Below are 17,514 nucleotides of genomic sequence, written 5' to 3' on the forward strand. Positions count from 1 at the left end.
CACTCACACGAGTGAGCCGAGCCTTCAGCGCGGCGAGACCACGACCCCCAGCAGCCCCGGCCCGGTATGCGCCCCGATCACCGCGCCGACCTCGCTCACATGCAGGTCGGCGAGTCCGGGCACGCGGGACCGCAGACGGTCGGCGAGCGCGGACGCCCGCTCGGGAGCGGCGAGATGGTGCACGGCGATGTCGACCGGCGCGCTGCCCGCCCGGTCGGCCCCGAGTTCCTCCAGGCGGGCGATCGCCTTCGACGCCGTCCGTACCTTCTCCAGGAGGTCGATGCGCCCCCCGCTCAGCTGGAGCAGCGGCTTCACCGCGAGCGCGGAGCCCAACAGGGCCTGGGCGGCGCCGATCCGGCCGCCGCGGCGCAGGTAGTCCAGGGTGTCGACGTAGAAATAGGCGGAGGTGCCGGCGGCCCGTTTCTCCGCCGCGGTGACCGCCTCGTCGACCGTGCCGCCCGCCTCGGCGACCTCGGCCGCCGCGAGCGCGCAGAAGCCGAGCGCCATCGCGACCATGCCGGTGTCCACCACCCGCACCGGCACCGGCGCCTCACGCGCCGCGACGACCGCCGCGTCGTAGGTGCCGGACAGTTCGGCGGAGAGGTGGAGCGAGACGATGCCGGTGGCACCGGACTCGGCGATCCTGCGATACGTCTCGGCGAAGAGCTGGGGGCTGGGACGCGAGGTGGTGACGGAACGTCGCTTGTGCAGGGCCTGGGCGAGGGAACGGGTCGAGATCTCGTTGCCCTCTTCAAGAGCCTGGTCGCCGAGGACGACGGTCAGGGGCACCGCGGTGATGCCGTGACGCTCCATCGTCCGCTGCGGCAAGTAGGCCGTTGAATCCGTGACGATCGCGACATGGCGGGACATGACCTGGAGGTTACCTGGCGTAGCCCCCGTGCGGCAGCCCGGCCCCTCGCAGCTGGACCGCCCTTGACCGAATCAAGTACCACGTCGAACGGCACCTGATCCAGGACCCCGTCACCTGGCGAACCGGGGCCCGGAGGGCAGGAATCCGGCTCCGGCCTCAGGTGGTGCTCTCGGGGCGCGGCTTCTTCTGCCACGGGTAGGCGGGGCGTGGTGCCGGTGGGGTGATGGCGGGCTGGGTCGGCTCCTGCGGGGTGCGCGCGCCGGGTGTCTCCGGCCAGGTCTGACCTTCCGCCGCGCTGTCGGCGGCCGGCGCCTCGGGCCACGGAGGCGGCGGTGTCTGCGTGGAGGAGTCCGCCGTGGTCCAGTGCCGGAGAGCACCGGCCTCGACGTCGATCTGGGCACTGAGGGAGTCGAGGTCGTCGTCCGCGAAGCGGCGGGCCCGGTCGCGGGCCGCCCAGCGCAGCGAGTCCGCCGATCCCACGACGCGCTCGGTGCGCTCGCGCAGTGAAGGCAGCCGCGCGGCGAGCGTCGCCCGGTCCGGTTCCGATTCCAGGCGCTTGAGCTCGGTGTCCAGTTCGTGTCCGTGCGCGCTGAGCCTGTGGAACAGGGCGAGGGACTCCTTGAGGGACTCGTCCTCGGTGACGCCCGCGTGCAGCGCGTCCTGGGTGGCCCGCATCGACGTGCGCAGCTTGAGCCTCAACTGGGCGATCTCGCCGGCCGGTCCGAACTGGGCGAAGGACTTGGCCCGCAGGGTGTGGTCCTCGACCGTGCGGCGGGCCTGGTCGATGGTGCGGTCGACGCCCCGCTTGGCGGCGCCGATCACCTTCACCGTGGCGTAGGCGCCGAGCACCACAAAGAGCACGAAGAGCAGGGCGACTACTGCGATCACTGCTTCCACGAGCTCCTCCTCCGGCCTGCCACGACACATCCGGCGCCGCACAGGGCACGCCGCACTTCAAACGGTAAACGAGACGGGCAGGCTCGGAGTTCCAGAAGAACCCCGAACCTGCCCGTAGGGGACTACCCGGAGCCGCACCCACCGGCCCGCGACACCCGGCCCCGCCGTGCGTACGGCCCGGTCATGCGCACAACCCGGTCATGATCGTCCGTACAGCCCGCTCATGCGTACCGCGCCGTCACGTTCAGCTCCCGCTCCCGCTCACGCCGGAACGATGTTCACCAGCTTCGGCGCCCGCACGATGACCTTGCGGATACCGGCCCCGCCCAGCGCCTTCACGACACCCTCGTCGGCCAGCGCCACCTTCTCCAGCTCCTCGTCGGAGATCGCCGGGGACACTTCCAGGCGCGCCTTGACCTTGCCCTTGATCTGCACGACGCAGGTCACGCTCTCGTCCACGACGTAGGCCGGGTCGGCGACCGGCAGGTCCCGGTGGACGACCGAGTCGGTGTGGCCCAGCCGGCGCCACAGCTCCTCGGCGATGTGCGGGGCCAGCGGGGCGACCAGCAGCACCAGGGCCTCGGCGACGGAACGCGGTACCGCGCCGCCCGCCTTGGTCAGGTGGTTGTTCAGCTCGGTGATCTTGGCGATGGCGGTGTTGAAGCGCAGGCCCTCCAGGTCCTGGCGCACCCCGTCGATCGCCTTGTGCAGGGCTCGCAGGGTGTTCTCGTCGGGCTCGGCGTCGACGACGCTCAGCTCGCCGGTGGTCTCGTCGACGACGTTGCGCCACAGTCGCTGAAGCAGGCGGTACTGGCCCACCACCGCGCGCGTGTCCCACGGCCGCGACACGTCCAGCGGGCCCATCGCCATCTCGTACAGGCGCAGGGTGTCCGCGCCGTACTCGACACAGATCTCGTCCGGAGTGACCGCGTTCTTCAGGGACTTGCCCATCTTGCCCAGCAGGCGGCTGACCTTCTCGTCCTGGTAGAAGTACGCGCCGTCGCGCTCCTCCACCTCGGCGGCCGGCACCGGGAAGCCGCGGCTGTCGCGGTAGACGTAGGCCTGGATCATGCCCTGGTTGAACAGCTTGTGGAACGGCTCCGCAGAGGAGACGTGCCCCAGGTCGAACAGGACCTTGGACCAGAAGCGCGCGTACAGCAGGTGAAGCACGGCGTGCTCGGCGCCACCGACGTACAGGTCGACACCGCCGTGCGGCTGACCCTCACGGGGGCCCATCCAGTACTGCTCGATCTCCGGGTCGACCAGCTTCTCGCTGTTGTGCGGGTCCAGGTAGCGCAGCTCGTACCAGCAGGAACCGGCCCAGTTGGGCATGGTGTTGGTCTCGCGGCGGTACCTGCGCGGGCCGTTGCCGTCGCCCAGGTCCAGGGTGACGTTCACCCAGTCCTCGTTGCGCGACAGCGGCGTCTCCGGGGACGTGTTCGCGTCGTCCGGGTCGAAGGTGCGCGGCGAGTAGTCCTCGACCTCCGGCAGTTCCAGGGGCAGCATCGACTCGGGCAGCGAGTGGGCGACGCCGTCCTCGTCGTAGACGATCGGGAAGGGCTCGCCCCAGTAGCGCTGGCGGCTGAACAGCCAGTCGCGCAGGCGGAAGTTGACGGTGCCCTCACCGATGCCCTTACGGGCCAGCCACTCGGTGATGCGGGCCTTGGCGTCGACGACACCCAGGCCGTCCAGCGAGATCTCCTCGTTGGACGAGGCGATGATCTTCGCGTCGTACGACCCGAAGGCGTTCTCCCACGTCGACGTGTCGGTGCCCCGGCCGTCGGTCGGCTCGACGATGCAGTGGATCGGCAGCTCGAAGGCGCGCGCGAACTCGAAGTCGCGCTGGTCGCCCGCCGGGACGGCCATGATCGCGCCGGTGCCGTAGCCCATCAGCACGTAGTCGGCGATGAAGACCGGGACCTGCTCACCGTTGACCGGATTCGTCGCGTACACGCCGGTGAAGACGCCGGTCTTGTCCTTGGCCTCGGCCTGGCGCTCGACGTCGGACTTCGACGCGGCCTGCGCCCGGTACGCGGCGACGGCCTCGGCCGGGGTCGCGTGACCGCCGGTCCAGACGTCGTGCGTGCCCTCGGGCCAGCTGTCCGGGGTGAACTTGTCGACCAGCGGGTGCTCGGGCGCCAGGACCATGTAGGTCGCGCCGAACAGGGTGTCCGGGCGCGTGGTGAAGACCGTGATGCGCTCGCCGTCCACGGGGAAGTCGACGCGGGCGCCCTCGGAGCGGCCGATCCAGTTGCGCTGCTGGAGCTTGATCGCCTCGGGCCAGTCCAGCGCGTCCAGGTCGTCCAGCAGGCGGTCGGCGTAGGCGGTGATGCGCATGTTCCACTGGCGCAGCTTGGCCTTGAAGACGGGGAAGTTGCCGCGCTCGGAGCGACCGTCGGCGGTGACCTCCTCGTTGGCCAGCACGGTGCCCAGACCGGGGCACCAGTTGACCGGGGCGTCGGAGGCGTAGGCCAGGCGGTACTCGCTCAGGACGTCGGCGCGCTCGGCGGCGGTCAGCTCGTTCCACGCGCGCGTGTGCCCCGGTACGCCGCGCTCACCGGACTCGAACTGGGCGACCAGTTCGGCGATCGGGCGGGCCTTGTCCGCCTCGTCGTCGTACCAGGAGTTGAAGATCTGGAGGAAGATCCACTGGGTCCACTTGTAGTAGTCCGGGTCGATCGTGGCGAACGACCGGCGCTTGTCGTGGCCCAGACCCAGTCGGCGCAGCTGGGACTTCATGTTGTTGATGGCCGCTTCGGTGGTGATCCGAGGGTGCTCGCCCGTCTGCACGGCGTGCTGCTCGGCGGGCAGGCCGAAGGCGTCGAAGCCCAGGGTGTGCAGGACGTTGTGGCCGGTCATGCGCTGGAAGCGCGCGAAGACGTCGGTCGCGATGTAGCCCAGAGGGTGGCCGACGTGCAGGCCCGCACCGGAGGGGTACGGGAACATGTCCATGATGAACTTCTTGGGCCGGGCCACCAGCTCGGGGTCACCGGCCAGGTCGCCCTTCGGGTTCGGTGCGGCGTACGTACCCTCGGCGTCCCAGAAGTCCTGCCAGCGCGCCTCGATCTCGGCAGCCATGGCAGCCGTGTAGCGGTGCGGCGCGGCCTCCGCCGGTGCAGCGGCGGCAGCGGGGTTCGTCTCGCTCATGGTCCTCAAAGCTCCATCGATCGTCTCTGCCAGCGGGTTGTCGTCCAGGAAACGAAAAATCCCCTCGCACAGGAGGGGACGCCGCGCCGATTCCGAACCGTCCGTTCACCGGCGGTCGGGACTGATCAGCGCGGCTCGCTAAGCAGAAGGCGTACAGCACGCATGGCGTTAGGGTACCGCAGGCCTTGAGCAAGGCGCGACGCTCGTACGTATGCATGGTCGCGACAACGTTGCTGCGACCAGAATGGCGAGGCCGGAACTGAACCAAGGTCAAGGGTTACTTCGCGTAACAGTAGCTAAGGGACATCACAACAGCCACATTGTCGTTTGATAACAGCGCAATAACTCAAACCTCGTACCCATCGGTATGGAGCCACTTAGAGTTCGGCAGCGGGACCGCTTTCCCGAAACTGCTCGGAGTTGCCCCCATGAACCCTCGTCCTAGTAACAGCTCGCTCCCCAAGCCCGGCCGGTCGGTCTATGGGGTGGCGACGGCTGTCGTCCTGGTCCTCATACCCGTGGTCGTGCTGGTCGGCGGCGACCAGTTCCAGGCATTCCTCAACTTCGGTGCGGGCGTGCTGTCACTGGTATGCCTCACCTGCTCGGTCATCTGGGGCCTCGTCGCCCAGGACCGGCTCATCCTCAACACGCGCCAGCGGATCATCGCGCAGGGCATCCACCGCGTGACCGCCGTGGGCTCCATCGCGTTCCTCGTCGTGCACATCTCCGTCAAGCTGGCGCTGCAACACACCGTCCTGATCGCCGCGCTGATCCCGTTCAGCCTGGGCATCAAGGGAAGCGCCGGACTCATCGGCCTCGGCTCTCTGGCCGCCCTGCTCATGATCTTCGTCGGCATCACCGGCGCGCTGCGCAACCGGTTCGCCGCACCCGCCGAGGTAGCCGCCCGCTGGCGCGCGATGCACATGCTGGCCTACCCGGCGCTGTGTGCGGCCCTGATCCACGGCCTGTTCGCGGGGCGCGCCGCCAAGCCGTTCTTCATGGTCTCGTACGAGCTGTGCCTGGCCGGTGTCATGGCCGCCCTCGCGCTGCGCTCCGCCCCGCGCCCGTTCAAGCGCAAGGTCGCCGACCGGATCGCCACGATCCTGGGTACGCAGGACCGCTCCGCCATGGACGGCCTGGACGCGTCACGCGCGCGCGTGGGAGAGACCGGATCGTCCGCGCTGCCCGGCTACGAAGGCCGCTCGGGCCGCTCGCCGCTGACCGACACGATGAGCTCCACCCGGATGTCCCCGCCGTCGTCACCGCTGTACGACACGCCCGCGCCCGCCGCCCCGGAGCCCGCGAACGGCTTCGCGGCCGCCTATCGCGCCGTCAACACACCGCAGCGCGGCCAGCAGCAGTCCTACGCGGCCGACCAGACGGCGCGGATGAACCTGCCGTTCGACATCCAGGCCACCGAGGCCATCCCCCGGGTCGACAACGGCGGCAGCACCTCGGGCAGCTGGCCGGTCCCGTCCCCGCCGCCGGTCGGCGAGGCGCCCCCGTCGGCCTACGACCCGCTCCAGGACACGGGATTCAGCATCCCGGTCTATGACAATTCGGGCACCGCCGGGTACGGCGGACGTGACGTGTACGACACCGGTGAGACGAATCCCCCTTACGGGACGTACAACCAGAACGACACGTACAACAGCGGTCCCGCCAATGAACCATCACCTGGCTCGTCGTTCGACGCACCGGGTTCGGGCGAACCTTGGAACACGCCTTCCGGAGGCTATAGGTGAACGAGGCCCTGCCCGACGTCCCAGAAGTCCGCGTGGTCGGGCTTCCGCAGCTCACGTCGGGCTTCGACCTTGTCGAAAGACTCGATCTGCCCATGCACCTCAAGGTGCACGGGCCGCTCGAACCCCTGGGCGGAGAGGCACTCGCGAAGCTCTCCGAGAACATCAACCTGAAGGGCCGCGGCGGCGCGGGCTTCCCCTTCCACAAGAAGCTGCGCTCGGTCGCCGAGGCGGCGATCAAGCGCGGCGTACGACCGGTCGTCGTCGTCAACGGCAGCGAGGACGAGCCGGCCTGTCGCAAGGACACGGTGCTCATCAACCGTGCCCCGCACCTCATCCTGGACGGCGCGCTGCTGGTCGCGGAGGCGCTGGGTGCCCGCACGCTCGTGGTGGGGGTCACCCGCGAATCCACCCAGCGCTCCATGGAGGCCGCGCTCGCCGAGCGCGGCCTCAGCAACGGCCGTAGATCGGCGCTGAAGGCATTCGTCCAACGCAACCCGATCCGCATGGTCACCGGCGCCGCCGCGTCACTGATCCGCTCCATCGACGGCGGCCCGCCGATCCCGCCCGGCCGCAAGGTCAGCGCCTCGCAGAACGGCGTCGGCGGCGCGCCGACCCTGCTCTCCAACGCCGAGACGTTCGCCCAGCTGGCCATCGCCGCCCGCATCGGCCCGGAGCGCTACGGCAACACCGGCCTGTACGACGAGCCGGGCACCGTCATGCTGACGGTCTCCGGCGCGGTCGCCCGCCCGATGGTGATCGAGGTGCCCACGGGCGTGCCGCTGCGCTACGTCCTCCAGCTCGCCGGTGCCCCGCCGGTGCCCCAGGGCGTGCTGACCGGCGGCTATCACGGCAAGTGGATCGACGCGGCGACGGTCAACGAGGCGATCGTCTCCCGCAACTCCCTCGACGCGGTGGGCGGGGCGCTCGGCGCCGGCGCGATCCTGCCGATCAGCCAGGAGACCTGCCCGCTGGGTGAGTCGCTGCGGGTGGCCCAGTGGCTGGCCGACGAGAGCGCGGGACAGTGCGGTCCCTGCTACCTCGGCCTGCCGGCCGCCGCGCGCGGCATGGAGGACATCATCAACGGCGGCGGCCCGGCCGCCCTGGAGGCGCTCAAGCAGGTCGCCAAGAACGTCAAGCGGCGCGGTGCGTGCTCGCACCCGGACGGCTCCGCGATGTTCCTGGAGTCGACCATCAAGGCGTTCACCGACGACCTGGCCGCGCATGTCCTCGGCAATGGGTGCGGACGCCCCGTGGAGGGCGTTCTGCCGCTCTTCGAGGCCGGCATGGCCCCGGCGGCCATCACGAGCGGCATCGCGCCGGAGGACAGCGGCTCGAGCCGTCAGAAGATCTTCGTCGACTGGACGCTGTGCCGCGGCCACGGCCTCTGCGCCGACATCCTCCCGGAGGTCTTCCAACTGGGCGCCGACGGCTTCCCGACGGTGGCACAGGCGAAGGTGCCACAGAACGCGGAGGCGAAGGCACTGCGCGCGGTACGCCGCTGCCCGGCGCTGGCCCTGCGCGTCGAGGAGGACACACGCCCTCAGGCGCCCGCCCGCAATCTCCCGGTCCTCTCCCAGGGCCGCGGCCGCCGCGCCCTCGGCCGCTGAGCACCACGACGACAGACGACAAGGGGCCGTCCGAGAACAGGCGGCCCCGAACCGTCGCCCCTGACGGAATGTCCGAAGAGGGAATGTCGGAACGCGATCCGAACGCAAAAAGATCCCGCCGGATCGAATCCGATCCGGCGGGATCTGCTGTGGAGCTAAGGAGAATTGAACTCCTGACCTCCTGCATGCCATGCAGGCGCTCTACCAACTGAGCTATAGCCCCTCGTGGCCAAGCGGCGAAGCCGCCTACCGACCGTGTCGCCCGGTTTCCCCGGCGGCGACGCCAACATTACCGGCCCGGGGCGTGGACCACCAAATCGTTTCCGCCCCGTCCGATTTCAACCGATATGCGGGTCAAGCGGTGACGAACGAATAGAACCGCTTCAGTGTGCAGTGCTCCTCGAGGAGCCGCCCGTAGATCGGCTCGCCCTCCAGCTCACGGTACGTCTCGATCGGGTCGCCTTTTATGATCAGCGCCCGCGCGCATTCCTCGCACCAGTACTGGTAGTCGGGGTTGACCGGCTCCATGTCACGGACGATCGGGGTGCCGCTGCCGCACCAGTCGCACTTTCGCCTGTGTGCACCCATCGATCAGCTCCAGCTGTGGCCGCAGGCCGTGCACACGTAGGAAATCCCGCCGTTGTCACCAAGAACCTGGGCCACATGACCGGAACCACAGGAGGGGCAGCGTAGCCGGGTGGCCCTGTCCGGTGTCACCGCCGCTTCGGAGAGATGACCGACCTCTCCGAGGATGCTCGCAGGCATCGCTACTCCCTCCCGTCGGGCCGCGCTCCCTTCCGGCCGTTTGATTCTGCCACGGCCGGGCCAATACGGTCAGCGACGCCTCAGTACCAGTCCGGACACGGCACCCAGGACAGCTGTCGTAGCGAGCGCGAACATGCATGTGAGAAGCGCTTCCGAAGAGGTATACGCCTCTGGGGCCCCAAGTGACTCAAGCCGGTGGAAGAACAGTGTGCCGAACGCCGCAACACCGATCAGCTGCCCGAGCTGGGTGACCGTGGCGAGCAGTCCGCTGGCGTCCGCCGCGTCCTCGGGCCGCACCGCCGCCAGCGCCCCGGTGAGCGTCGGGCTGAAGGCGAGGGCGAGCCCGACACCCACGCCGGCGTACGCCGCGTACAGCCAGGCACCACCGTGGTCGCCGCCCCGGAAGGCCAGCCCCACTCCCAGCACGGACAGCGCGGTGAGCGTGAACCCGGCCGGGGCCAGGGACCGTTGCCAGGCCGCGGGCCACCTGCGCCAGGTCAGCCCGACCGCCCCGAAGACCACCGCGGTCGGCGCGAAGGTGAGGCCGGCGCGCAGCGCGCTGTAGCCGAGCCCGCCCTGGACGTGCAGGGTCAGCACGAACAGGAAGCCCCCGTTGACCGCCATGACGGCCAGGACACGCAGGACGGCGAGACCCATCCCGGGGTGACGAAGCACACGGGGCGCGATCAGCGGGGCGCCGCCCCGCCGGGCGAGCCGGGCCTCGTAGCCACGGAACAGCACCAGCACGAGCGCGCCGACGGCCAGCGACACCCAGGACCACAGCGGCCAGTCCTTTTCCTGTCCGAGCACGAGCGGCACCGTGATCAGTGAGACGGCGGCGCCCAGAAGCACGAGACCGGGCCAGTCCATCCCGCGCGCCCCTTCCCACGCCCCCGCGCCCGCCGCTGCCCGTCCCGCTCCCCCACCACGGGGCAGGACGCGCCTGCCGACGATCAGCAGGACCAGACCCACCGGCACGTTCACGAGGAACACCGGACGCCAGCCGGTGCCCAGCAGATCGGCGGCGACCAGGACGCCACCCACCATCTGTCCGGCCGCCGCGCCGACGGCGAGGACCGCCGAGTAGACGCCCAGCGCCCGCACCCGGGCCTCGCCGGTGAACGTGCGCTGGATCAGGCTGAGCACCTGCGGGATCATCACCGCCGACCCGGCACCCTGCACCAGCCGGAACACGATCAGTTCGGTACTGCCCTGAGCCAGCCCGCAGGCCAGCGAGGCGGTCGTGAAGAGAGCGAGCCCGACGAGGTGGACGCGGCCGTGCCCGAACCGGTCGCCGAGGCGCGCGCCGGTGATCAGGAGCACCGAGTACGTGATGGCGTATCCGGCGACGACCAGTTGGAGGTCCGCGCCGGAGGCGTTCAGGTCGGAACCGATCGTGGGGGCCGCGACGTTCACGATGAAGACGTCGAGCAGTGCCATGAACTGGGCTGCGAGCACGACCGCCAGCAGCCGCCGCGGCCGATTGTCAGTGCCAGGGTCTTTACTGGCAGCAGGACTTGAAGCGGGTGGAACGGGCGCGGGGACCGGGCTCGTCCGGGGTGTCGTCGTCATGCCGTCGAGCGTGACGAGGATCCGGTACGGGTGCCGAGAGCCCGCCGATGCTGGTACTGACGGCACCTGGCAGAGAACGGGCGGGGGATCCACCATGGGGGACGTGACGACGGGGGACGTGACGACGGTGACGCGAACAGGCACGGAGACAAGGCCGGGACCGGCGCCGGGGCCTGCGCCGGGATCGCCGCATCGGCGCCGCCCCGAGCTGGCCGCGTTCCTGCGCAGCAGGCGGGCCCGGGTGACACCGGGTGACGTCGGGATGCCACCCGGGCTGCGGCGCCGCACACCGGGACTGCGGCGCGAGGAGGTCGCGCAGCTCTCGGGCGTGGGCGTGACCTGGTACACCTGGCTGGAGCAGGGCCGGCCGATCAACGCCTCCGCGCAGGTCCTGGACGCCGTCGCGCGCACCCTGCGGCTCGATCCGCCGGAGCGGGAGCATCTGTACCACCTGGCGGAGGTGCCCTACACGGCCGCGCCGGAAGCCCTGGTGCGGAGCGTGGGACCGGAGATCCAGGGCATCATCGACGCCCTGGCGCCCCGACCGGCGGTGGTCTACAACTCGCGCTACGACATCCTGGCCACCAACCCCGTCTACCACGACCTGTTCATCACGCCGGTGGACGCCTGCGTGCCGGGGCCGAACAACGCGCTGTGGCGGCTGTTCACGGTCCGGGAGCAGGACTGCCCGCTGCTGTTCCGGGACAAGGAGCTGCCGGTGATGGTGGCGACCCTGCGGGCGTCGTACGGGCTGCACGCCGGTGAGCCCGGCTGGGAGGACTTCATACGCCGGCTGTCGCAGGCGAGCCCGCTGTTCACGCGGCTGTGGGAGTCCGGTGACGTGGCGGAGCCCGGCCGCCGCGTGAAGGTCTTCCGGCACGAGGCGGTGGGCGAGCTGCGGATGACGTCGATGTCACTGTCGATCAACGGGATGCCGGAGTGCCGGATCGTCGTCTACACGCCCGACGACGAGGAGACGGAGCGCCGCGCCGCCATGCTGCGGAACGGAGCGACAAAAAATCCCGCCCCCTGAGGGGACGGGATCTTTGTCAACAGATCTCAACCGGTCGCTACCGATCTTTGACAACTCAACAGAGTGTCGACCGACAGACCAGGTGATCCGTGGAGCTAAGGAGAATTGAACTCCTGACCTCCTGCATGCCATGCAGGCGCTCTACCAACTGAGCTATAGCCCCTTGCGTTCTTCCCGCTCGGCGGGCGAACAAGAAGAACTTTAGCCTGCGACCTGCCGGAAAGTGAAATCCGGGTCCCGGCGGCCGCACGGCGCTCAGTCGTCGTCGCCGAGCACCGGCTCGGGCAGGGTGCCGGCGTTGTGCTCGAGCAGGCGCCAGCCCCGAGCGCCCTCACCGAGGACGGACCAGCAGCAGTTGGAGAGACCGCCGAGGGCTTCCCAGTGGTGGGCGTCCAGGCCGAGGAGACGGCCGATGGTGGTGCGGATGGTGCCGCCGTGACTGACGACGACGAGCGTGCCGTCCTCGGGCAGTTTCTCGGCGTGCCGCAGCACCACGGGAGCGGCACGGTCGGCGACCTCCGTCTCCAGTTCGCCGCCGCCTCGGCGGACCGGCTCACCGCGCTTCCACGCGGTGTACTCGTCGCCGTGGCCTGCGATGATCTCGTCGTGCGTCAGACCCTGCCAGAGGCCCGCGTACGTCTCGCGCAGGGCCTCGTCGTGGATCACCTCGAGGCCGGTGAGGGCGACGAGCTCGGCGGCCGTGTTCGCGGCCCGCGACAGGTCCGAGGAGACGATCGCGTCGGGCTGGAGGGAGGCGAGCAGCCGAGCGGCGCGACGGGCCTGGGCCACGCCGGTCTCGGTCAGCTCCACGTCCGTCGTGCCCTGGAAGCGGCGCTCCACGTTCCAGGCGGTCTGGCCGTGCCGCCACAGGATGACCCGGCGGCCACGGCCCGGCCGGCTGTCGGCGGCCGGCTCCGCGGGGGCGCTCACCGCAGGTCCCCGAACCCGGCGGTGTCGTCCTCCCCGGCCTCGGCCTGTAGCTTGGCGTGCTCCTGGGCCTTGCCGCGGGTCGCCTTGGCGTCGGCGGGCAGCTCGAGCTCGGGGCAGTCCTTCCACAGCCGCTCCAGAGCGTAGAAAACACGCTCCTCGCTGTGCTGGACGTGGACGACGATGTCGACGTAGTCGAGCAGGATCCAGCGGGCGTCGCGGTCGCCCTCGCGGCGTACGGGCTTGGCGCCGAGCTCCTTGTTGAGGCGCTCCTCGATCTCGTCGACGATCGACTTGACCTGGCGGTCATTGGGCGCGGAGGCCAGCAGGAAGGCGTCCGTGATCGACAGCACGTCGCTGACGTCGTACGCGATGATGTCGTGCGCGAGCTTGTCGGCAGCCGCCTGGGCGGCGGTCTGGATGAGCTCGATGGAGCGGTCGGTGGCGGTCACTACGTGGCTTTCCGTCGGCGGACACTTGTCCCCAAGGGTCTCACGGTCCGCCGACGGCACCCCACGTGATGGAGGGATCACCCGCGGGGGCCGCTTCGGTCCGGCCCCCGCGCGTGCTCTCAGTCGGCCGTGCCGGCCGAGGAGGGCTGGTAGTCCTCGCCCAGGACGACCGCGACGTCGGCGTTCGCGGAGACCGTGCCCTTCTTCACCGCGTCGACGTCCAGCCCCAGGGTCTTGGCGACCTCGGTGGCGTTCTCCTTGCCTGCGGCGTCCGCGTAGAGCACCTGGGAGGTGGCCTTCGTGTTGGACGGGGTGCCGGCCTCCAGGAAGGTGAAACCACCGTTCAGGAGCACCACGCGCGCGTCCTCGGTGTTGGCCTTGGTGCCGCTGGCGTTCTGGACGGAGACGCTGACGGCCGCGTCCTTGTCGGGGCTCTTCGCGGCGCCGCCGAGGACGTCCTTGACGACGCTCGCGCTGGCCTCCGCGTTGAGGGTGCCGTCGGTCTGCACGGGCAGCAGCGCGGTCTTGTAGTCGCCACCCTTGGCGAGGTTCGCGAGCTTGGCCAGGAAGGTGCCGAGGTCCTTGTCGGTCAGCGAGGGGTCGAGGATCTGCGCCAGGGTCTGGACGGTGACGGTGGCGCCCTGCGCGTCGGACGACACCTTGCGCAGCACTCCCTGCATGACCTGGCCGAACCGCTCCAGCTGGGCGTTCTGGGCCTCGCCCGTGGCGCGGTAGGTGGCGTAGGCGACGGCCGTCTTGCCGCTGAGGGTCTGGTTCTCGCCCTTGTTGACGAGGGGTGCCCCGCCCTTCTTGGCGGCCGGGTCGGGCACGGTGACGTCGGTGTCGACCTCGATGTTGCCGACGAGGTCGACGAGGTTCTGGAGGTAGGGCGTGTCGAGCCGCCAGGTGCCCTCGATGTCGGTGCCGAGGACGGTGTCCAGCGCGTCGCGCGTGCCGGCCGAGCCGTCGTCGTCGACGGACTTGGCGAGGGTCGTCGTGGTGCCGTCGTCGTCCGTGACGACGAGGGAGTTGGGCAGCAGGACCGTGGCGGCCTGCTTGGTGGTGGTGTTGTCGACGAGCAGCACCGTGGAGGTGCCGCCGCCGGTGGTGTTGTGCAGGTGGACGACGACCACGTCACGCTTCTGCGCCGCGGTGGCGGTCGTGGTGCCGGTGCCGGAGTCCGAGGACGACGGCAGGCCGGGCAGCTTCCCGGCGTACCAGAGGTAGCCCACTCCGCCGACCGCGACCAGCGCCAGGACCACGGCGAGAGCGACGAGGCGGCTGCGGGCGCGGCGCTTGGCCTCCTCACGGCGCTCGGTGCGGTTCTCCGTGAAGTTCAGCCAGTCGATGACGTCCTCGGAGTCACCGTCGGGCTCCTCCACGAACGCGAACTGCTCGGTCTCGTAGTCCCGTTGGGGCCGCCCGGGAGCTCCGGACGCGCCGCGCCCGTCCGCCGCCGCATCGGACCGTCCGTCGACGTCGACGCCGGTATCGGCCTCGGCCCCGGTCTCGACCGGACGGCCCTGCTGCGGGATGTAGGCGGTCTGCTCGGCGGCGCGGGGCTGTTCGACCCGGGGCTGCTGTCCGCTCGTGGCGGTCTGCCCGTAAGGGTCGTACGGGGCCTGCGTCGCGGTGCCGTAGGGGTCGTAGCCGACGGGAGCCTGCCGGCCGGTGTCGTACGGGTCGTACGCGGGTGTGGGCGGCTGCTGACCGGTGTCGTACGGGTCGTACGCGGGTGTGGGCGGCTGCTGACCGGTGTCGTACGGGTCGTAGGCGGGCGTCTGCTGCTGCCCGCCTGTGGCGTAGGGGTCGTAGCCGTACCCCTGCTGCCCCTGGGGCTGGTGCGTCTGCTGCCCCTGCTGCGTCTGCTGCCCGTACGGGTCGTAGGGCTGCTGCGGCACCTGCTGCGACGGGACCTGTCGGTAGACGGGCTGTCCGAACTCGTCGTAGCCGACGAGCTCGTACTGGTCGTCCCCGTACCCCGCGTCGTATCGGTCGTTCACCGGTACCCCTCTCGGCTCACTCGCCGCGGTACAGCTCGCGCTTGTCGATGTAGCGCACGACGCCGTCCGGCACCAGATACCAGACGGGGTCGCCCTTGGCGACTCTCGCACGGCAGTCTGTGGAGGAGATGGCGAGCGCGGGCACCTCGACGAGCGAGACACCGCCTTCGGGCAGACCGGGGTCCGTGAGGTTGTGTCCCGGCCGGGTGACGCCGATGAAGTGCGAGAGGGAGAACAGTTCCTCGCTGTCCCGCCAGGTCAGGATCTGGCCCAGGGCATCGGCGCCGGTGATGAAGAAGAGGTCGGTCCCGACGTTGAGGGCCCGGAGGTCGCGCAGTGTGTCCACGGTGTACGTGGGGCCACCGCGGTCGATGTCGATGCGGCTCACCGAGAACTGCGGGTTCTCGGCGGTCGCGATGACCGTCATCAGGTAGCGGTCCTCGGCCGGGGAGACACTGCGGTGGCTCTTCTGCCACGGCTGGCCGGTCGGGACGAACACGACCTCGTCCAGGTGGAACTGCGCGGCGACCTCACTGGCCGCCACGAGGTGTCCGTGGTGGATCGGATCGAATGTCCCGCCCATGACGCCGAGGCGGCGCTTGCCCGGGTTCGACGGGCCGGTAGGCATGTCCTGCTCTCCCATGCGTGCAGACCCTACCGGCCCGGTTCCGGGGCCCCGGCCGGCGGATGCCCGGAGCGCCCCGCTATGCCGGACTGCCCGTCGGTGAACACGTCGTGTCTCAGCGGTCGCGGTTGAAGCGGGTGGTGATCCACAGCAGGAGCAGCAGGATGAGGAAAGCCGCGCCGCCGGTGATGTACGGGCTGAGGCTCTCGTGGTTGCCACCGTGCTCCTCGCCCTCGGCGGCGAGGGTGACCAGCTGGGCAGCGGTGCTGTGAAGGCTCATCTTCGGCAGGACCTATCCGGTGGGCGGGATAAAGATGTCGGCCCATGGTAAGCGGGCGCCCGCGCGGCGATCACGCCGACTCCGCCATGGGGAACCTTCCCGGCGGCTCAGTCGTCCTTCCGCTTGTAGCCCCGCAGCAGGAACCACGCGGTGAGCACACAGCCCAGGATCATCACGACCAGTACGACGCGGAGCAGATTCCCCGCCCCCTGCTGCTGAGCGGCGCCGGCGGCTTCGGTGAGCCAGGCGGCTGCGGGGTGGTGCTCCATGGGGCGGGACTCCTTCGGTGTAGTGCCCGTCCACGGTAACTCCGCCTAGGCTGGGATCCGCTTCGGGGGCGCAAAGGGCCGCACAAGGGTCCGTAAAGGGTCAGGCAGAGGCCACACAGCAGGTAGCGGCCACACAGACGCACATGGGGGAAGACATGTCCGACGACGGCCACGAGCAGAACGGCACCGGCCACGAGAGCGTGCCCAGCAGGCAGCGCAGGCGCTTCCCGGGAATCTCCTCCCGTGCGTACGAGCACCCGGCCGACCGCTCCGCCCTGGTGGCGCTGCGCAAGCTGAGCGGCTTCGACACCGTGTTCAAGGCGCTGAGCGGGCTGTTGCCCGAGCGGAGCCTGCGGCTGATGTTCCTGTCCGACTCGGTGCGGGTCTCCGACCAGCAGTTCGCGCACCTCAACGACATGCTGCGGGACGCCTGTTACATCCTGGACCTGGAGAAGGTCCCGCCGATGTACGTCACCCAGGACCCGCAGCCCAACGCGATGTGCATCGGTCTGGACGAGCCGATCATCGTGGTCACCACCGGGCTCGTCGAGCTGCTCGACGAGGAGGAGATGCGCGCGGTCGTCGGCCACGAGGTGGGCCACGCCCTCTCCGGGCACGCCGTGTACCGCACGATCCTGCTGTTCCTGACGAGCCTGGCGATCCGGATCGCGTGGATCCCGCTGGGCAACCTCGCGATCATGGCGATCGTCACGGCGCTGCGCGAGTGGTTCCGCAAGTCGGAGCTGTCCGCCGACCGGGCGGGTCTTCTCGTCGGCCAGGACCTGAAGGCCTCGATGCGCGGCCTGATGAAGATCGCCGGCGGCAACCACCTGCACGAGATGAACGTGGACGCGTTCCTGAAGCAGGCCGAGGAGTACGAGGCCGGCGGCGACCTGCGCGACTCCGTGCTGAAGATCCTCAACGTGCTGCCCCGCACGCACCCCTTCACCACCGTGCGCGCGGCCGAGCTGAAGAAGTGGGCCGAGTCCCGCGACCACCAGCGGATCATGGACGGCCACTACCCCCGGCGCACCGAGGACAAGGACACCTCGGTCACGGACTCCTTCCGCGAGTCCGCCGGCCACTACGCGACGAGCGTCAAGAGCTCCAAGGACCCGCTGATGAAGCTGGTCAGCGACATCGCGGGCGGGGCCGGCGACCTGGGCGGCCGGGTGCGGCGCGGCTTCGGCGGGTTCGCGGGCTCGGCTCCGGCGGACGACCAGCCGCCGAGGAACGGCTCGGACGGGTCGGACCGGTCCGACGGCTCGGACGGGCCTACGGACACGCCTCCGCGCACCGACAACTGACTGATTCGAAGCAC

At 70.1% G+C, this 17,514-nt stretch carries 15 protein-coding genes and 2 tRNA genes; 4 read left to right on the forward strand and 13 right to left on the reverse strand.

The window, feature by feature from the left end; translation table 11 throughout:
* Window positions 1-24 precede the first annotated feature (24 nt).
* The 3 genes from G9272_RS15935 to leuS form a co-directional block, all read right to left on the reverse strand.
* Window positions 25-870, reverse strand: coding sequence for a DegV family protein (locus G9272_RS15935; RefSeq protein ID WP_171397200.1), 846 nt, complete (start codon window positions 868-870; stop codon window positions 25-27).
* 157 nt (window positions 871-1,027) lie between these two features.
* Entirely contained in the window at window positions 1,028-1,768 is a 741-nt protein-coding gene (locus G9272_RS15940) for a hypothetical protein (RefSeq protein ID WP_171397201.1), read from the reverse strand.
* Between the two features lie 261 nt (window positions 1,769-2,029).
* Complete coding sequence (leuS, locus tag G9272_RS15945) at window positions 2,030-4,915, reverse strand: leucine--tRNA ligase (protein ID WP_171397202.1); 2,886 nt, start codon at window positions 4,913-4,915, stop codon at window positions 2,030-2,032.
* A 428-nt stretch (window positions 4,916-5,343) separates the two neighbouring features.
* Between leuS and G9272_RS15950 the strand changes: the two genes are divergently transcribed.
* Complete coding sequence (locus tag G9272_RS15950) at window positions 5,344-6,660, forward strand: ferric reductase-like transmembrane domain-containing protein (RefSeq protein ID WP_171397203.1); 1,317 nt, start codon at window positions 5,344-5,346, stop codon at window positions 6,658-6,660.
* Window positions 6,657-8,267, forward strand: a complete 1,611-nt coding sequence (locus G9272_RS15955; RefSeq protein WP_171397204.1) for an NADH-quinone oxidoreductase subunit NuoF family protein — start codon at window positions 6,657-6,659, stop codon at window positions 8,265-8,267. Before G9272_RS15950 ends, G9272_RS15955 begins: the two co-directional genes overlap by 4 nt.
* Before the next feature lie 150 nt (window positions 8,268-8,417).
* Here the strand turns inward: G9272_RS15955 and G9272_RS15960 are convergent.
* The 3 genes from G9272_RS15960 to G9272_RS15970 form a co-directional block, all read right to left on the reverse strand.
* Window positions 8,418-8,490, reverse strand: a tRNA-Ala gene (locus G9272_RS15960).
* A gap of 131 nt (window positions 8,491-8,621) precedes the next feature.
* Window positions 8,622-8,855 (reverse strand): hypothetical protein, encoded by a 234-nt coding sequence (locus tag G9272_RS15965; RefSeq protein ID WP_003976229.1) that lies wholly within the window; start codon window positions 8,853-8,855, stop codon window positions 8,622-8,624.
* Window positions 8,856-9,101: 246 nt separating this feature from the next.
* Window positions 9,102-10,490 (reverse strand): MFS transporter, encoded by a 1,389-nt coding sequence (locus tag G9272_RS15970; protein WP_171397205.1) that lies wholly within the window; start codon window positions 10,488-10,490, stop codon window positions 9,102-9,104.
* A gap of 208 nt (window positions 10,491-10,698) precedes the next feature.
* On the opposite strand from G9272_RS15970, the gene G9272_RS15975 reads away from it, so the two are divergent.
* On the forward strand, window positions 10,699-11,637 hold the full coding sequence (locus G9272_RS15975; RefSeq protein WP_301272132.1) for a helix-turn-helix transcriptional regulator: 939 nt from the start codon (window positions 10,699-10,701) through the stop codon (window positions 11,635-11,637).
* 90 nt (window positions 11,638-11,727) lie between these two features.
* On the opposite strand, the gene G9272_RS15980 is transcribed toward G9272_RS15975, so the two are convergent.
* The 7 genes from G9272_RS15980 to G9272_RS16010 all read right to left on the reverse strand — a co-directional run bounded on the left by G9272_RS15980 (window position 11,728) and on the right by G9272_RS16010 (window position 16,193).
* Window positions 11,728-11,800, reverse strand: a tRNA-Ala gene (locus G9272_RS15980).
* Between the two features lie 92 nt (window positions 11,801-11,892).
* Complete coding sequence (locus tag G9272_RS15985) at window positions 11,893-12,567, reverse strand: histidine phosphatase family protein (RefSeq protein ID WP_171397206.1); 675 nt, start codon at window positions 12,565-12,567, stop codon at window positions 11,893-11,895.
* Window positions 12,564-13,016 (reverse strand): ribosome silencing factor, encoded by a 453-nt coding sequence (rsfS, locus tag G9272_RS15990; RefSeq protein WP_171397207.1) that lies wholly within the window; start codon window positions 13,014-13,016, stop codon window positions 12,564-12,566. The genes G9272_RS15985 and rsfS overlap by 4 nt, the downstream gene beginning before the upstream one ends.
* A 119-nt stretch (window positions 13,017-13,135) precedes the next feature.
* Window positions 13,136-15,019, reverse strand: a complete 1,884-nt coding sequence (locus G9272_RS15995) for an LCP family protein (protein ID WP_171397208.1) — start codon at window positions 15,017-15,019, stop codon at window positions 13,136-13,138.
* A 16-nt stretch (window positions 15,020-15,035) separates the two neighbouring features.
* Window positions 15,036-15,662 carry a nicotinate-nucleotide adenylyltransferase gene (gene nadD, locus G9272_RS16000; RefSeq protein WP_171397209.1) on the reverse strand — a complete coding sequence of 209 codons (627 nt, stop codon included), beginning with the start codon at window positions 15,660-15,662 and terminating at the stop codon, window positions 15,036-15,038.
* Between the two features lie 97 nt (window positions 15,663-15,759).
* Window positions 15,760-15,924 carry a hypothetical protein gene (locus tag G9272_RS16005; protein WP_020127785.1) on the reverse strand — a complete coding sequence of 55 codons (165 nt, stop codon included), beginning with the start codon at window positions 15,922-15,924 and terminating at the stop codon, window positions 15,760-15,762.
* Window positions 15,925-16,031: 107 nt separating this feature from the next.
* Window positions 16,032-16,193: a hypothetical protein gene (locus G9272_RS16010; RefSeq protein ID WP_020127786.1), complete on the reverse strand. Its 162-nt coding sequence runs from the start codon at window positions 16,191-16,193 to the stop codon at window positions 16,032-16,034.
* A 155-nt stretch (window positions 16,194-16,348) separates the two neighbouring features.
* On the opposite strand from G9272_RS16010, the gene G9272_RS16015 reads away from it, so the two are divergent.
* Window positions 16,349-17,500, forward strand: coding sequence for a M48 family metallopeptidase (locus G9272_RS16015; protein WP_171402011.1), 1,152 nt, complete (start codon window positions 16,349-16,351; stop codon window positions 17,498-17,500).
* The last annotated feature ends 14 nt before the right edge of the window (window positions 17,501-17,514 follow it).

Origin of the sequence: Streptomyces asoensis (genome assembly GCF_013085465.1) — a bacterium.
GTDB classification, from domain to species: domain Bacteria; phylum Actinomycetota; class Actinomycetes; order Streptomycetales; family Streptomycetaceae; genus Streptomyces; species Streptomyces cacaoi_A.